Origin of the sequence: Crocosphaera sp. Alani8 (genome assembly GCF_038442745.1) — a bacterium.
Taxonomy (GTDB): domain Bacteria; phylum Cyanobacteriota; class Cyanobacteriia; order Cyanobacteriales; family Microcystaceae; genus Crocosphaera.
The window spans coordinates 1-16,980 of sequence record NZ_JARVCN010000121.1 but is presented as its reverse complement, the minus strand read 5'-3'; the positions used below and the strand labels follow the sequence as shown (position 1 = coordinate 16,980).

Genomic DNA, 16,980 nt, shown 5'->3' with positions numbered 1-16,980 from the left:
GGTTCAGAAATTGAACTTAATATACAATGGCAAAATCTAGACTAATTAAAAGTTTTTATCCAATAAAGATTACATTAAACAATATTTCGCCACAAAAACAAATAGAACAATTTTTATTCACTAAATTGAGTAATTTGGATCTAGAAAACTCCTGTAATTTTAGGAAAAGTAATAAACAGATTTCCTTGTCTCGTTTACCCACAAATCAATCTATTACCTATCGTTGTGCGATCGCTTTTCAATTATCACCTCATTTCACCCTCAGTTTTGCAGAAACTATTTTTAACACCATAAAACAACCCCTAAAGACACCATCAGACTTATGCCTAGATTTTACTTTGAAACTCCTTGATCCAGGTTGGTTAGACTTTACCCTCTGCGATCGCAGTTTATTTATTTGGTTACAATCTTGGGAAACTTTCCCTTACCCTCAGCAAAAGTACCCATCAAAATCAAAAAACCATGACAATTTGTGGATCATTCAATATAGTTATGCTCGTTGTTGTGCTTTACTACGATTAGGAGAGCAAGAAAGACTCATACAACTTAAAAATGAGCAATTTAAACCTTATCTATGGCCATTATTAACTTATCAATCGATTTCTTGGTCTAACTTAACATTAAACGAATTTGAGCGATCGCTAATTTCTCAACTTCTCACCACAGTAGATCGCTTAATTAACCAGTCGAATGTCAACGAAATAAAACTAGCACTAGCATTAAGTGAGTCTTTTCTCAATTTTGAACGTTACTGTCGCATTTTTGGAGAAATAAGCCAACAAAAACCCCAATTATCCCAGGCAAGATTAGGTTTAGTGGCGATTACACAAACGTTGCTCCAAGGGTTATGGTTATCACAAATAGAGCAACCACTTCGTAACAGATTGTAAAGGGATGTAATAAATCAAAAATAAACCTTAAGTAACATGACAAAAAATGAACCTTGCTATATATTTATATGTAGTGTGAGGAGCGAACCAGAGAAGAGAACCACGAGGAAACACGGAAACTCGTAGGTTCTCTTTCTGATCTAAGGGGAACGCACCTAAGAGCGTACCTTAGCGACGATAGCCCGATGACGAGGACTAATAGTAGTTATGGTTGGTATTTCAAACCCTGCTTTTGTTAAAGCCACTTCTACATCCAAAGCAAAATATTGATCTAAGTAAGGTTCCGTACTTTTGAGTAGGGTTAATACGTAGGGGGGCATTTTTCGATAAGCTTGGGCGGAGGGGTTCATGTCCATCATGGTGAAATATCCCCCAGGTTTGAGCAGACGACGAGCTTCTTCAAAAATTGCGATCGCTGCGGTTGTGGGTAGTTCGTGGTACAGCAAAAACGTGGAAACCAAGTCAAAAGACGCTGAAGAGAATCTTGTATCTTCCCCTGCTGCGTGTACCCAGTCAATGCAGAGTTTGCGTTGTTGACTGCGGTAATGGGCAACCGCTAAATGATACGCGGATAAATCTACTCCTGTTACTTTAGCATCGGGATACATTTCTTGTAGGGGAAAGGTACTCATCCCAACGCTACAACCGATGTCTAAAATACTTTGAGGAGTCGAAGATAGTTGCTGTCTAAGGGTAGCGTGATAATTATGTCGCAAACGAGGATCACCACTCACCCCTGCCTCTGGCCAAATACTAGCATGAACCGCGTAGGCTGCTGACTCCACTTCTAAGGCAGACTCCCAACTCAAATTACCTGTTTCATAACCATGAAACGAGCAAACATAATAATCAGGATATACTAGGTTGGGATCTTCAACCTCGGTTAGTTCCTCTTCCCAGTTGCGTTTGCTGAGTTTACGCACATTGTCTCGCCAAGGAACCCCTATTTTTTCTGCACGATTAATAATCATGTTGCGAGCTTGATGTTTTGCAAGTTTAGCTAGGGGTTTAATGGATAAGATCCCATTAATTATACGGGAAGCTACACTGGGTTTTGACTGAAAAGGGGTAACACTCATAAAATCTTCTAGATGTTGCTCGTGAAACGAACCAAGTCGCGTCGATGGTTATTCAAGAGTTTTCCTAGCCAATTTTACCATTAACCGCCCATCAAGCCGATGGAATTAATGAAAATGGAAGGAACTAAACTGAGTTCGGAGTTCGGAGTTAAGTCTTGTTTGAGGAGATAATGTTTGTTTGAGACTACTTAACTTATAGCAGTTTTCAGTTGAGTGTATCAAAATCTCGGTTTACTTCGACTTCGCTCAGTAACAGGGAGGGGTGGGGAGTGTACTTCGACTTAGCTCAGTAACAGGGAGGGGTGGGAAGTGTGGGGACTATTTTTCTCTGAATTTGTAATCTATACAAATGAAAATCGCTATTAAGGAGACACCCTGGCCAGGAAACCTCGGTATCGGAATGCTACGCAAGAAATTTCCCATAAATTTTCTTATATCGAACTCAGGTTGTTTATTTTATGCAGGGGGTGTGGGGGACGAAATGCCTCCCCCACTGGGGGGTTTGGGGGGCTAGTCCCCCAATAAAATCTATGATTCTTAGACAAGATTTTGATGAGAGAAGATATTTTATCTATTTTAACTTTCTGTTTCTATTACTGTTAATATTTTATCTTCTAAGTTGGTTAAAAATGGGCGGTCAAGTTTCCCTAATGTTTCTAGAAAATTTCTCGCCGCATCCTCTAGTTTGTTTTGGGGTATTTTTTCTAAGCGATCGCTTATTTTTTTTATTTCTTGTTGTTGCTGATATGAGTAATAAACGTCTTTTAAATTTTCAAGTTTAACTTGAATAACGCCATCCCATGTTCTTACCATGCAGGAAAAATCTAACACCTCTTGGATAATGCACCACTGACCGCTTCTTCCTTTGAGGTCAGGATTGCCCTTAATAATAATTTGAGCTACTTCACCTACACGCCAAGGGTTCGGGACTGGGCTACGTTGACGAATTTCGTCTACAATACTTCTTGTTTTACTTTTTTTTCTTCTATCTTTTATAGACTTATTAATAAGATTGTTTTCTTTTTGTATTTTTTGATTTCTATTAATTTGTGGGAGAGAGTTAAGAGATTTGCTCATGGATTAAATAGAGTCGAAAGTGAAAAATATAACTAATAGCTTTAGTTCTTTTTGAGGATGTTTTTGCATTAAATCCTTTCCCCTATTATAACACAAAAATTAATTCCAGAATTATCCAATTTCAACAGGAATATAGTTTTCATTTTCCCCAAAATTAATTGCTAATTAATGGTTTGAGTTACAGAAAATCTTATTTAGCGGTGCTTTACACAAAAATAAAAGTTTTTGTTCTTGTTGAAAAAGTTGTGGAAAATCTACCCAAGCATGGGGAAATCTCAGCAAAACAAACAAAATTACTTTCTGTAACAACAAATAAAGAAAAATGTCACACTACAAAAATTTTGTCTTTTTAATTATTATTCTTCGTTATTGATCAGTTATTGTTACTATTTACTGTTCATTACTCTTAGTTGTTCAAAAGCACTAAAATATGACACAATGATCTATAGACACTGAGAGTTAATTGTCACTGCCATTATGAATACAATTTATCCCGTTGTTTGGTCTAATAATAAAGTTTTATTAATCGATCAAACTTGTTTACCTAGTCAATATAACTTAGTAGAAATCAGTTGTTATGAAGACATGGCAAAAGCGATCAAAACCATGATTGTTCGGGGTGCGCCGGCTATTGGGGTTGCGGCTGCTTATGGAATGTATTTAGGGGCAAGAGAAATTAACATAAAAGAAAGAGAATCTTTCTTAAAAAAATTAGAAGAAGTTGCCGAAATATTACGTCAAACCCGTCCCACTGCGGTTAATCTTTTTTGGGCAATTTCTAGAATGCTAAAAATGGCTTATGAAACTATTGGCACAGTAGAAGAAATCAAAAATATTTTATTAGAAACAGCACAAAAAATTCAATCAGAAGACTTACAAACTTGTCAAGATATTGGTAAAAATAGTTTACAAATATTACCATCCAATCCACAAAAATTAAGCATCCTAACCCATTGTAACGCAGGAGCATTAGCCACAGCAGGTTATGGAACAGCATTAGGGGTTATTCGTTCTGTATGGACCACAGGAAGACTAAAAAGGGTTTATGCTGATGAAACTAGACCCCGTTTACAAGGGGCAAAATTAACAGCTTGGGAGTGCGTTCAAGAAAAAATTCCTGTTACTGTAATTAGTGATAATATGGCAGCCCATTGTATGCAAAAAGGACTAATTGATTTGGTGGTTGTGGGTGCGGACAGAATCTCAGCAAATGGTGATGCCGCCAACAAAATAGGCACCTATGGAGTAGCGGTTATTGCTAAAATGCACAACATTCCTTTTTACGTTGCAGCCCCCCTTTCTACGGTAGATTTTAGTTTGGAAAGTGGAGATTTAATCCCCATCGAAGAACGAGATCCTGCAGAACTTTATCAAATAGGAAATACGGTTATTTATCCCGATGGGGTTGACTATTATAATCCTGCTTTCGATGTTACCCCTGCTCATTTAATTACAGGAATTATTACCGAACAAAAGACCGTTAAACCCGAAGAATTAATTAGCTTGAAACCAGCATTATCTTATCATTAAAAGAACAGTAACAACTAACCTAAGTTCGGTGTTGGGAGTTAAGTTTTTTAACGAGATAAAATGAAAACTTAAATCGGAAATCGTTTCAATAAAACGATCGCTTCTTTGGCTGTTTTTATTAAAGAACCAGAAATCCCTGGAGTTTGGGGAATTTGCCAAAGCAGATCAACAGTTCTTCTGAGCAAACGAACTAAGTCACCTTCGTCTAAACTGGTATTTTCGCAAAGTTCTTGCCAGTCCCCCCCTAAAGCCCATTGTTCCACCAATCCCATTAATTCTAACTCTAACCACACAGGAATAGTAATTTGATAGCGTCGTTGGGTTTGGTTCAAGAGACGACGCATTTCCCCAATACTCACCCCATTTTCAGGGGAATCTTTAAAGAGACTCAAAACTTCAGGAGAGGGTAAATAGTTAGTCCAGGTATCGGGGCGCAGGGTTTCGGTAATGATAGCACTCACCGCAGCCGCTAGTTGATGGGGTTCGAGATTATTTAAAACCCCCGATATAAAAACCATCCCTAACCACAACTCATTTTCTCCACGCATGGTGGCAGCCGCTTGACCTAGGACTGTTGGGGTGTAATTATCCAAAGCATCAAATTCTCGCAGAATTTCGATTAAATTGAGGAATTCTTGCCAGTAGTAAGATTGATTAGATTGCAATTTCTGAAATTTAATTTGTCGGTTGTGGAGTTGTTCTCGTAACTCTAAGCGTCGATGGTGGAACTTGAATAAACGTTTAAAATTTTGACTTCGGGTCAAAGGATGGTCTTCCAGTAAGCTTTGCACCTTATGGATACGTTTTTGTTGTTCCACCACTTCTGGTGGGGTGATTCTCCCAAAAGCCCGATCGCTCATTTGACTAGTGATTTCCTCGGAGATTTGATCCCCTTTCGGACCTTTCCCCAGAGATAGCTGTTTGAGGTTTGGCAGGGTTAAATCATCTACAAAAGACAAGGGCAAAGAAGCCCCGTAAAAATCGACGATATCTCCTTTTTTAACCAAGTACCAGTGGTTGTTGTCTCCTAAACACAATAAATCTAAACCTTGTCCCGATCCTGGAACCATAGCTACAATGGTTGCCAATTGGGGAGTAGATGTTCTTATGCGTTTCCCTTTTAAGTAAACTAGATCACCGATATTTAATTGACCTAATTGCCCTGAAATTTCTTTTTTGCGCTGTTCTTCTGCTTGATCTTCGAGAATTTTTAGCAGTCTTTTTTCTTCTTTTAATCGAGCTTTTAATTTTTCATACTCTAATATATCTCTTTCTTGTATTCCCCCTAATTCGATATCTAGTTTAGCTAATTCTGTACTCAAACTTGCGATCGCCTGTTGTTCGGGTTCTAGTTTTAGTTGGGCTAAATATTCGGCGAAACTTCTTTCTAGTAAGTCCTTAGCTTCTTGTATGGTGTGTTTTTGCAACAGGTTTAAAACCATACCATAAGAAGGAGTAAAACAACTCCTCAAGGGTTCTGATCCTGCGGTAGCTAGATAGGCAGCTTCGGTTGCACCTTCAAAGGGGGTTTGAATAGCCACTACATACCCTACTTCATCCATCCCTCTTCGTCCAGCCCGTCCAGCGATTTGTAGGAATTCTGAGGGACTTAACATACTATGTCCGGTATCGGTTCGTTTGGACAAAGCAGAGATAACTGTAGTTCTTGCCGGCATATTGATCCCTGCTGATAAGGTAGCTGTTGCAAACACCACCTTAACCAAACCAACTTCAAACAGTTGTTCTACTAATTCTTTCCACAGGGGTAAAATACCAGCATGGTGTGCTGCAATACCTCTGGTTAGGGGTTCTAGTTGTTCTCCTCGCACCAACTGACACAAATCCGCTAGAATCTGGAAAAGATGGATTTTACTTTCTTCGTCACTGGCTAAATAGGAAAATAGAGATGACTCAGGGGAGAGGGTGGTTACAAAGTCTTTGAGGGTGTCGTATAGAGGAGGGTTCTCTGTGGACACTGCCTCGAGAAGACTATCTCGTAAACTAGGATTTTTCGATAAGAAGAAGGTTAGTAGATTGTATTGTAGGGAGTGAGCTTCTTCAGGGGATACCAATACCACTCCTTCTAACTTTTGAACCGCGCGATCGCATTCTCTACGACTAAAAATTACGTAAATAGCCGGTAGTAAGTTCTTTTCATAGAGTTGTTTTGTCACCATCATCGGGGTAGGACATTCACTCCGTTTAACCCGTTTGCGTTTGTTGCGGTTTCCTTTGGGTTTGAGGCGAGGGTTGAGGGCGGTTTGTTGTTGGTTCAGCAGGGGATAAATGCCGTTCTTTTGACTGAAATAAAATCGCAGGGGAACGGGGCGAAAATCCGAGTTAACCAGTTGACAGAGACTAAGAGGGGTTTTATTCTTGCCGGCGTTTGGTGCCGTTTTTCTGACTTGATTAATCCACTCGGTTAATTCTTCCGGGTTACCTATGGTGGCGGAGAGGGCAACCAGTTGAATACCGGGAGAACAGTATATAATCGACTCTTCCCATACAGTTCCCCTACCCCGATTACTAATGTAATGGCATTCGTCTAGGATAACTGTGGCTACATTTTCCAATGACGTTCCCACTTGACCAATAGGGGTTTCGTAGAGCATATTACGAAAAATCTCTGTCGTCATCACCACAATGGAAGCGTCGGCATGAATGACCGTATCCCCCGTAATTAAACCCACCATCCCTTCTTTGACACCTTCTTCTGTGGTGGCAAATTTATCCTGGAAATCTCTGAATTTTTGATTAGATAAAGCTTTGAGAGGGGTGGTGTAGAAAACCCGTTTTCCCAGGTTTAAAGCCCTATAGATGGCAAATTCTCCGATCACCGTCTTCCCCGAACCAGTGGGGGCGCAGACAACCACGGAGTCCCCCTCATTCAACGCTACAATCGCTTGCTCTTGAAAGGGATCAAGTTGAAAGGGGAATAGTTCTTGAATTTTGAGGTCAAAAGATTTTACTGGCTGTTTCACTCAAGTTTACACATTAATGTTAGGGTTTAAACCTTTTTAGTTAAGATATTAATGATAACAATTTTTTACGGGTATTAGGCCAAGACCTTGCAAAAATTTTAATTTTACTTTACAATTAAGGTAGGGATAAATCACATCAATATCGATTCAGATTGCGCCGAGAAAAAGAGAAACTGCGAACAAGATTTGAAACTAAGTTGCCTCTGTTAATTTACTTCACCATATCTATACACAACAAATAAATAAGAGATAGCTAAACATGACAACCAAGAAAAAAGTTGATACAGTTCGCCATTATCTTCAATCCATAGGTAAAACCCCTTTACTCTCTAGTGATGAGGAACTCAGGCTTGCTGAAGAAATTCAGGAGATGCTACCTCTATTAGACAAAAAACAACTTAACAAAGAAGAGAAAAAAATTGTCGCTAGAGGACAAAAAGCTAGGGAGCGTATGATCGAAGCAAATTTGCGGCTGGTCGTCTCTATCGCTAAGAAATACCTCAATTCCGGCTTATCTTTACTAGACTTAATTCAGGAGGGAAGTCTAGGATTAATTAGGGGAGTAGAAAAGTTTGATCCCGCCCGTGGTTACAAGTTTTCTACCTATGCTTACTGGTGGATAAGGCAAGGAATAACTCGGGCTATAGCAGAACAAAGCCGTACTATTCGTTTACCTATTCATATTAACGAAAACCTTAACAAGTATCGTAAATCTATTAGAGAATTGACCCTAAAATTGGGTCGGAAACCGACCCAAAAAGAAATTGCCGAGAATATGGAAATTTCCGTTGACAAGTTACAGTTTCTTCAGCAAGCAGCCTTTAAAACTAAATCCCGTAGTTTGAACGTTGTCATCGACGAAAACAATACCGAGTTAGGGCAACTATTACCAGATGAAGAGAGTTTATCTCCCAGTGATTTTATTAAGCAAGAAGAAAAAGTTTCTCAAATAAGCCATCTCTTAGAGAGTTTATCTCCAAGACAGAAAGAAGTTATTATTCTTCGTTTTGGTTTACGAGACGGTAAACAAATGAGTTACAAAGCCATTGGAGAAAAATGCGGAATTAGCCACGAAAGAGCCCGTCAAATATACAGTCGTGCTTTGAAAATTTTAAGAAAACAAACAAGAGAAGTAGAAAAACTTGCGGGCTAAAAAGTCCTACTTCTATCCAATTTTTAGGGGGTATATTTGGGTATCATGATATACTTTACTATAAAGACTTTCTCCCTAAACAGCTAATATGGTTTTTCTTCCTGCTGAAGCAAAAAAGTTAACTGAAAAAACGTCTATTGATTTAGTTAGCAAAATAAAGTTTGAGGATATTGTAACCTCTTTATCTCCTCAACCCGTATCTACAAGTCATACTGCTCAAGGGGAAAAAGATACACCTATTTTGCTGTTGCATGGTTTTGATAGTTCCTTGTTGGAATATCGTCGCCTTTTGCCTATCTTGTCTCAATTTCATATAACTTGGGCTGTAGATTTATTAGGCTTTGGCTTTACGGAAAGAAGCGAAGATTTATTATTTAGTCCAGAAAGCATCAAAACTCATCTGTATTATACCTGGAAAACTTTAATCAAAGAACCTGTTATTTTAGTAGGTGCTTCTATGGGAGGTGCAACCGCTATTGACTTCACACTAACTTATCCAGAAACAGTTAATAAGTTAGTCTTAATAGATAGCGCAGGGTTAGCCGCACCGCCGAAAATAGGGAAATTTATGTTTCCTCCTTTAGACTATTTATCAACAGCTTTTTTGCGTAACCTTAAGGTGAGACAAAAGATTAGTGAATCTGCTTATTATAATAAAAGCTTTGCCAGTCAAGATGCTCAACTTTGTGCTGCGTTGCACCTTCAATGTGAACAATGGAGTCAAGCTTTAATTTCTTTCACCAAAAGTGGGGGTTATGGTTCTTTTAAAGAAGAAATTGTTAATATTGGGCAACCCACTACTATTATTTGGGGAGAAAACGATAAAATTTTAGGAACAAAAGATGCTAATAAATTTAAGGAGTTAATTCCTGACAGTAAACTAATTTGGATTCCAGAATGTGGTCATGTTCCCCATTTAGAGAAAGCAGAATTAACAGCTAATGCTATTCTCAATCATTGAATTTAATTTATTATCAAAATATCAATACAAAAATATTATCACACAAGACAAGTTGTTGCAACAAGCAAACTTATGTAGAGAAATATTAACTTTATAGTTTATGTTATTCATAAAGAGTCAATCTAGAAATAGATATTAAAAATTCCCAGAAAACAACATTAGCCTTGGTGTGGTAGCAGCACACTAAGAAAGGATAATTATGATTGTACAAAATTAAAGGGAATTAGGAGGAAACATGGGTATCGCCACAATCAACCCAGCAACGGGAGAAACCATTAAAATCTTTGAGCCGCTTACAGCAGAAGAGATTGACCTAAAACTTGCTTTAGCAGAAAGCACCTTTAAAAAGTATCGTAAAATTTCCCTTGAACAAAAGAGTCAGTGGTTAAATAAAGCGGCTGATATTTTGGAACGAGATCAAGTGAAATTAGGGGAAATCATGACCCTAGAAATGGGTAAACCTATTAAAAGTGCGATCGCAGAAGCCAAAAAGTGCGCCTTAGTTTGTCGTTATTACGCAGAAAATGCTGCTGATTTTCTTAAAGATGTAGAAGCACAAACCGATGCCAGTCGCAGCTTTATTCGTTATCAACCTTTAGGGGTTATTCTAGCGGTAATGCCCTGGAATTTTCCTCTCTGGCAGGTGTTTCGCTTTGCAGCCCCTGCTTTAATGGCAGGTAATGTAGGTATTCTCAAACACGCTTCTAACGTCCCTCAATGCGCCCTAGCTGTTGAAGCCATTATTACAGAAGCAGGGTTCCCTCAAGGTAGTTTTCAAACCCTCCTCATTGGCGCATCTCAAGTAGAATCCATCATAAACGATCCTAGAGTTAAAGCAGCTACTTTAACGGGAAGCGAACCTGCTGGTGCAAGCTTAGCCGCAGCTGCTGGCAAACAAATCAAGAAAACAGTCTTAGAATTAGGAGGCAGTGATCCATTTATTGTCCTAGAAAGTGCTGACATTGAAGCAGCCGCCACTACTGCTGTAAAAGCCAGGATGCTAAACAACGGTCAATCTTGTATTGCAGCTAAACGGTTTATTTTAGCCGAGTCCATCGCCGATCAATTTCAATCTTTACTAGTAGAAAAATTTAAAGCCCTGAAAGTGGGTGACCCCATGAACGAAGCTACAGACATCGGACCCTTGGCTAATGAGTCGATGTTATTAGAAATAGATCAACAAGTGAAAGAAACTGTCACAAAAGGGGGCAAAATATTATTAGGGGGTCACGTTATTGGCCAAGGGTCAGGTTACTTTTATTCCCCTACCATTTTGACAGACATTCCCGTAGAGTCTCCTGGATATCACGACGAATTCTTCGGTCCAGTTGCTTTACTCTTCCGAGTTAAGACTATGGACGAAGCCATCGAACTAGCTAATGATACCATCTTTGGATTAGGAGCTAGTGCCTGGACTAATGATGCCACCGAACAAGATCGACTGATCGAAGAGATCGAAGCCGGATGCGTTTTTATCAATGGGATGGTCAAATCTGACCCCCGCATACCCTTCGGGGGCATCAAGAGATCAGGTTACGGACGAGAATTGAGTAGAGAAGGGATGCAGGAATTTCTCAATGTCAAAACTGTGTGGGTCAAGTGAGAAACTCATCATAAAGAGTGGTTTTTGTCAAGGATCTTCCGTTAAATTAAACTAAGAACAATTTGATAATCCATCCTAAACTCCCGGGAAAGTCTGGACAACAGGATTTCGGGAGTCCCTATTGACTAATTCAGTATAAGGAAAAAACTTACATGGGGGAAATGAACACAGCCGAATTATTGGTTAAATGCCTTGAAAACGAAGGGGTACAGTACATTTTTGGTCTCCCAGGGGAAGAAAACTTACATATTCTTGAAGCCCTGCAAGACTCTTCTATTCAATTTATCACCACCCGTCACGAACAAGGGGCAGCCTTTATGGCTGATGTTTATGGACGACTAACAGGAAAAGCAGGTGTCTGCTTATCCACCCTCGGACCAGGGGCAACCAATTTGATGACAGGAGTTGCCGATGCCAACCTAGATGGGGCGGCCCTAGTAGCCATCACAGGACAAGTGGGAACCGACAGAATGCACATCGAGTCTCATCAATACTTGGACTTAGTGGCTATGTTTGCCCCAGTAACAAAATGGAACAAACAGATCGTTCGTCCCAGTATTACCCCAGAAGTTACTCGTAAAGCCTTTAAACTAGCTCAAAGCGAGAAACCAGGGGCAGTTCATATCGATTTACCGGAAAACATCGCAGACATGCCCGCGGACGGTCAACCCTTAGAAAGGGACGACCAAGAAAAAAGCTACGCCTCTTATCGTAGTTTAAACACTGCGGCCATGGCCATTTCTAAAGCGAAAAATCCCTTGATTTTGGTAGGAAATGGTACCATTCGCTCCCACGCCAGTGAGGCATTAACCGAGTTTGCCACCACTTTAAACATTCCTGTGGCTAACACTTTTATGGGTAAGGGAGCAGTCCCCTACACCCATCCCCTATCTCTATGGACCGTAGGTTTACAACAACGAGACCTTATTGCTTGCGCCTTTGAACAAAGCGATCTCGTTATCGCGGTGGGGTACGATTTAATCGAATATTCTCCCAAGAAGTGGAACCCCGAGGGAAAGATCCCCATTATTCATATTGGGAGGACTCCTGCTGAAATCGATAGCAGTTACATTCCTTTAGTGGAAGTGGTGGGGGACATTTCTGATTCCCTGATAGATATTTTAAAACGGGCTGATCGCCAAGGGAAATCCCCATCTATTGCCACTGGGTTACGCAGTGATTTGGTGAGGGAATACGAAAAATATGCCCACGATGAAGGATTCCCTATCAAACCGCAAAAAATAATCTATGATCTTCGTCAGGTCATGGGACCAGAAGATATCGTCATTTCCGATGTGGGGGCCCATAAAATGTGGATGGCCCGTCATTATCACTGCGATACTCCCAATACTTGTCTTATTTCCAACGGGTTTGCAGCCATGGGTATTGCTATTCCTGGAGCCATTGCAGCTAAGTTAGTGGCCCCAGACAAGAGAGTAGTTGCAGTAACCGGAGACGGTGGTTTTATGATGAACTGTCAAGAGTTAGAAACGGCTTTACGTACCAATACTCCTTTTGTTACCCTAATTTTCAATGACAATGGCTACGGTCTAATTGAATGGAAGCAAATCAATCAATTTGGAAAATCCTCTTTTATTAAGTTTACCAATCCAGATTTTGTTAAATTTGCCGAAAGTATGGGATTAAAAGGGTATAGAGTAGAATCGGCGGATGATTTAATTCCTACTTTAAAAACTGCTTTAGAACAAGATGTTCCAGCAGTAATCGATTGTCCAGTTGATTATGGAGAAAACATCCGCTTCTCCCAACAATCTGGGGATTTAAGTTGTCAGATTTGGGAGTAAAATTCTAACATCAGGGTGGGCATTGCCCACCTTATTTGTTGGTAATCTCAGACCCGTGATCTACAAATATGCTTAGATCAAATCGGGTGATTCCAGGGATAATTCAAGTTGCCGTGTTCCTTTATAATAAGTCATAAGATCACTATCATAGATGGGTTATGGATTTTAGCAGAATGTCTACTACACAAAACGAACAACAACTGGAAAAAAGCATAGAAACCCCCGAAGTTGAATCAACACATAACACTGCTGAGACTGCTGAGACAGAAACCACAGCAACAACAACGGTGACTTCTACCGAAGAGACAACCCCCCAACAGGAAGTAGAAACCACTGTTTCCGAAACCTCTCCACAAGAAGATTCCTCGGAAAGCACTATCACTGCTCTTAAAGAACAAATAGAAGCCCTACAAACTAAGCTACAAGAGCAAGCACAGCAGTACGATCTCCTGAAAAACAGTCACATCCGTCTAACGGCCGAATTCGACAATTATCGTAAACGTACCGCTAAAGAAAAACAAGACTTAGAAACCATCGTCAAACGTAACACTATCGGAGAAATATTATCCGTAGTAGATAACTTTGAAAGAGCTCGCAACAGCATTAACCCCGCTAACGATGGGGAAGCAGTCATTCACAAAAGCTATCAAGGGGTTTACAAAAATCTAGTTGATAGTCTCAAACGCTTGGGAGTTAGTCCCATGCGCCCGGAAGGTCAACCTTTTGATCCCCTTTACCACGAAGCTATGTTACGGGAATATACCGATGAATACTCGGAAGGAACGGTTATAGAAGAATTGATGCGCGGTTATATGCTAGGAGACCAGGTTCTACGTCATGCTATGGTTAAAGTGGCTGCCCCAAAACCACCAGAGTCCTCAGAGAATCCCGAGAGTTCTACCTCAGATGAAACCCCCTCAGAAGAATAAATTAAGTAACTATCCCTAAAGTTCTGGGGAAATTAGTGGGTACTATGAAAATGAAGGAGAAAGGTCACAGGGACAATAGTGCCAGAAGTGGCATAATTGACCACAAGGGTTAAATTCCCTAAAGCTAGATGTTAATTCTGCTGTCCTTCTCAATACCCCTGTGACTCTTAACCGATTCAACGATTAATAAGCCGTTTAACAAATTCAGTCCTATGGGAAAAGTCATTGGCATTGACCTTGGAACTACAAACAGTTGTGTTGCCGTTTTAGAAGGGGGCAAGTCCATTGTTATCCCTAGTGCGGAGGGTGGGCGGACAACCCCTAGTATTGTTGCTTTTGCCAAGAACAATCAGCGTTTAGTGGGGCAGCTAGCCAAACGGCAAGCAGTCACCAATGCGGAAAATACTATCTACAGCATTAAACGGTTCATCGGGCGACGTTGGGCTGAAACCACCGAAGAACGCTCGCGAGTTCCCTATCAGTGTGTTACGGGGCGCGAGGATATGGTTAATGTGGAAATTCGTGGGCAACATTACACCGCCCAAGAGATTTCCTCTATGGTTTTACAAAAATTAAAAAAGGATGCAGAAAACTACTTGGGAGAGTCGGTTAACGAAGTGGTCATTACAGTTCCCGCCTATTTTACCGATGCCCAGCGACAAGCCACCAAAGATGCAGGAATCATCGCTGGTCTAGATGTTTGCAGAATCATCAATGAACCTACAGCAGCCGCCCTGGCTTACGGTTTAGACAAACAAGACGAAGAACAATACATCCTTGTCTTTGATTTGGGGGGCGGAACCTTTGATGTCTCCATCTTACAACTGGGGAATGGGGTGTTTGAGGTGAAGGCTACCGCCGGCAATAATCATCTGGGGGGAGATGACTTCGACAACGCTGTTCTGGACTGGATGGTGAAGGATTTCAAACAAACGGAGAACATCGATCTCGGTGAAGATAAAATGGCTTTACAGCGACTCAGAGAAGCCGCAGAAAAAGCTAAGGTAGAACTCTCTACAATGTTGACCACCTCCATTAATCTCCCCTTTATCACCGCTGACGATAGCGGCCCCAAACACCTAGAAACAGAATTGACTCGCGCCCAGTTTGAAGAGTTAACCAAGGATTTAACCCAAGCTACCCGACAACCCTTGATGCAAGCTCTCAATGATTGCGAACTGGAAGCCGAATCCTTAGAAAAGGTGGTTTTGGTGGGAGGATCTACGAGAATGCCAGCTATTCACCGCGTTATTCAACAGGTTTTTCCCAATAGTCAGATGGAGAGATCCATTAACCCGGATGAGGCGGTGGCCTTGGGGGCGGCTATTCAGGGGGGTGTGTTAGGGGGTGAAGTGAAAGATGTCTTATTGTTGGATGTCACCCCTTTGTCTCTGGGTATCGAAACCCTGGGGGAAGTTTTTACAAAAATTATTGAGCGCAACACCACTATTCCCACTAGCAAATCTCAGGTATTTTCTACGGCTACCGATGGTCAAACTTCTGTAGAAATCCATGTTTTACAGGGAGAAAGAGCTATGGCGAAGGATAATCGTAGTTTAGGAAAATGTCTTTTAGCCGGCATCCCTCCTGCACCAAGAGGAATACCACAAATCGAGGTTAGTTTTGAAATCGATGTCAACGGCATTCTGAAAGTGGCAGCCCAAGATCAAGGAACAGGGAAAGAGCAAAGTATTGTTATTAGCCATACGGGAGGGTTGAAATCTACTGAAATTGAGAAAATGCAAAAAGAGGCTCATCAACACGCTGAAGAAGATCGTCGTCAGATGGAGATGATCGAAGTGAAAAATCAAGCAGATAGTTTATTTCATACTTATCAAATCACCCTCGATGAAAATGGTGATGTGATTAGCGAGGATATAAAAGTTAGAGCCAAACAGAAAAAAGAACAACTCGAAGCGGCTTTAACCAATTCTGGCCTCAGTTTAGACAGGTTAAAAGCTTATGTAGATGATTTCAGGCAAGTCATTCTCACCATAGGTACAGAAGTTTATCAACGGGGGAATACTAACGGTAAGGAGTCCCATAATGCCTTTGCTGAAACTTTAGGAGAAGCTGTAACTGTTCCTGTGCCTTCCCCACCGAAAACCCCTGTAACAACTTCTTCTCTCGAATCAACAGTATCCTATCAAGGGACTACCTCTGTGGACATGGAATCTTTGGCAGAGTTTAACAGTCTTGAGGATATTGATGTGGAAAACTTGGAAGTAACGTTCAGTTTTGACGATGACGAAACTATTTCTAACGATTATGAAGCAGTGGATTAGTATTCTTTAATCAATCTTAAAAATATTCTAGTTTGCCCACTCTAAAAAGTTATATCCAAGGTAGACTGTCCATTAATTTTTCAACACTGGTAAATGAGGCAATTAAGCCAGCAGTAATTGATGATACTGCGATACCAATTATACCCTGAACAATTGAAGGATTACTATGAGCAAAAATTGAATAAGACCAGTAAAGCAAAGCTAAAAAGATTCCTACCGATGCACCAGCAAAAAAACGTTTGACTAGCTTGAAAGAAGGTGATGTTTCAGAAGATTGCTGACTCATTATTTGACTCTAATCTTGACTTAAGGTGGAGTGGACAGATGCCTAAATACTATATTAGCTGAAACCCTTTTACAAAATGAAATCAGTTGAGAGAAAATTAGACTGATGTTCTCTAATCATTTCACTTATTAGTCGCTTGTTAAGATCGAGTTCTTTGGCTGCTACCAAAGTACGGATGGAAAAAGCTCGCAAAGCATCGTGTACCGATAAGGTTCCCTCTGCTGAGTCTTTTCTTCCTGTAAAGGGAAACGTATCAGGACCCCTTTGACATTGACTGTTAAGATTAACCCGACACACTTGATTTACTAAGGGATCGTATCTTCTCAAAAAGCCAGGGGTCACTCGCGGCGAAAACTTAGGCCAAACATAGAGAAATATTTTCGGCGAGAGGACACTGGCTT

At 40.5% G+C, this 16,980-nt stretch carries 13 protein-coding genes and 1 pseudogene; 9 read left to right on the top strand and 5 right to left on the bottom strand.

Annotated elements, in window-relative coordinates; genetic code table 11:
* Positions 1-26 precede the first annotated feature (26 nt).
* The gene (locus P9B04_RS08630; RefSeq protein WP_342054577.1) at positions 27-890 is read left to right on the top strand and encodes a DALR anticodon-binding domain-containing protein; all 864 of its coding nucleotides are present in this window, start codon (positions 27-29) and stop codon (positions 888-890) included.
* A gap of 155 nt (positions 891-1,045) precedes the next feature.
* Here the strand turns inward: P9B04_RS08630 and P9B04_RS08625 are convergent, their stop codons facing one another.
* Complete coding sequence (locus P9B04_RS08625) at positions 1,046-1,969, bottom strand: class I SAM-dependent methyltransferase (protein WP_342054576.1); 924 nt, start codon at positions 1,967-1,969, stop codon at positions 1,046-1,048.
* 349 nt (positions 1,970-2,318) lie between these two features.
* Between P9B04_RS08625 and P9B04_RS08620 the strand changes: the two genes are divergently transcribed.
* Positions 2,319-2,483, top strand: coding sequence for a hypothetical protein (locus P9B04_RS08620; protein ID WP_342054575.1), 165 nt, complete (start codon positions 2,319-2,321; stop codon positions 2,481-2,483).
* 62 nt (positions 2,484-2,545) lie between these two features.
* Here the strand turns inward: P9B04_RS08620 and P9B04_RS08615 are convergent, their stop codons facing one another.
* Positions 2,546-3,046, bottom strand: coding sequence for a hypothetical protein (locus P9B04_RS08615; RefSeq protein ID WP_342054574.1), 501 nt, complete (start codon positions 3,044-3,046; stop codon positions 2,546-2,548).
* Between the two features lie 477 nt (positions 3,047-3,523).
* On the opposite strand from P9B04_RS08615, the gene mtnA reads away from it, so the two are divergent.
* Positions 3,524-4,576, top strand: a complete 1,053-nt coding sequence (gene mtnA / locus P9B04_RS08610; RefSeq protein WP_342054573.1) for an S-methyl-5-thioribose-1-phosphate isomerase — start codon at positions 3,524-3,526, stop codon at positions 4,574-4,576.
* A 68-nt stretch (positions 4,577-4,644) separates the two neighbouring features.
* Here mtnA and P9B04_RS08605 read toward each other — a convergent pair whose 3' ends face one another.
* Positions 4,645-7,557: a DEAD/DEAH box helicase gene (locus P9B04_RS08605; RefSeq protein WP_342054572.1), complete on the bottom strand. Its 2,913-nt coding sequence runs from the start codon at positions 7,555-7,557 to the stop codon at positions 4,645-4,647.
* A 259-nt stretch (positions 7,558-7,816) separates the two neighbouring features.
* On the opposite strand from P9B04_RS08605, the gene P9B04_RS08600 reads away from it, so the two are divergent.
* From P9B04_RS08600 to dnaK, 6 genes are all read left to right on the top strand, one after another.
* Positions 7,817-8,710 (top strand): sigma-70 family RNA polymerase sigma factor, encoded by an 894-nt coding sequence (locus tag P9B04_RS08600; protein WP_342054571.1) that lies wholly within the window; start codon positions 7,817-7,819, stop codon positions 8,708-8,710.
* Between the two features lie 88 nt (positions 8,711-8,798).
* The gene (locus P9B04_RS08595; RefSeq protein ID WP_342054570.1) at positions 8,799-9,671 is read left to right on the top strand and encodes an alpha/beta fold hydrolase; all 873 of its coding nucleotides are present in this window, start codon (positions 8,799-8,801) and stop codon (positions 9,669-9,671) included.
* A gap of 235 nt (positions 9,672-9,906) precedes the next feature.
* Positions 9,907-11,274, top strand: a complete 1,368-nt coding sequence (locus P9B04_RS08590) for an NAD-dependent succinate-semialdehyde dehydrogenase (protein ID WP_342054569.1) — start codon at positions 9,907-9,909, stop codon at positions 11,272-11,274.
* A gap of 152 nt (positions 11,275-11,426) precedes the next feature.
* Positions 11,427-13,079, top strand: a complete 1,653-nt coding sequence (locus P9B04_RS08585) for an acetolactate synthase large subunit (protein ID WP_342054568.1) — start codon at positions 11,427-11,429, stop codon at positions 13,077-13,079.
* 173 nt (positions 13,080-13,252) lie between these two features.
* On the top strand, positions 13,253-14,008 hold the full coding sequence (gene grpE, locus P9B04_RS08580) for a nucleotide exchange factor GrpE (protein ID WP_342054567.1): 756 nt from the start codon (positions 13,253-13,255) through the stop codon (positions 14,006-14,008).
* A gap of 212 nt (positions 14,009-14,220) precedes the next feature.
* Positions 14,221-16,293, top strand: a complete 2,073-nt coding sequence (gene dnaK / locus P9B04_RS08575) for a molecular chaperone DnaK (protein ID WP_342054566.1) — start codon at positions 14,221-14,223, stop codon at positions 16,291-16,293.
* A gap of 49 nt (positions 16,294-16,342) precedes the next feature.
* On the opposite strand, the gene P9B04_RS08570 is transcribed toward dnaK, so the two are convergent.
* Together P9B04_RS08570 and P9B04_RS08565 are read right to left on the bottom strand one after the other, a co-directional pair.
* The gene (locus tag P9B04_RS08570; protein WP_342054565.1) at positions 16,343-16,579 is read right to left on the bottom strand and encodes a hypothetical protein; all 237 of its coding nucleotides are present in this window, start codon (positions 16,577-16,579) and stop codon (positions 16,343-16,345) included.
* 69 nt (positions 16,580-16,648) lie between these two features.
* Positions 16,649-16,980, bottom strand: a pseudogene (locus tag P9B04_RS08565) (hypothetical protein); the annotation flags it as partial.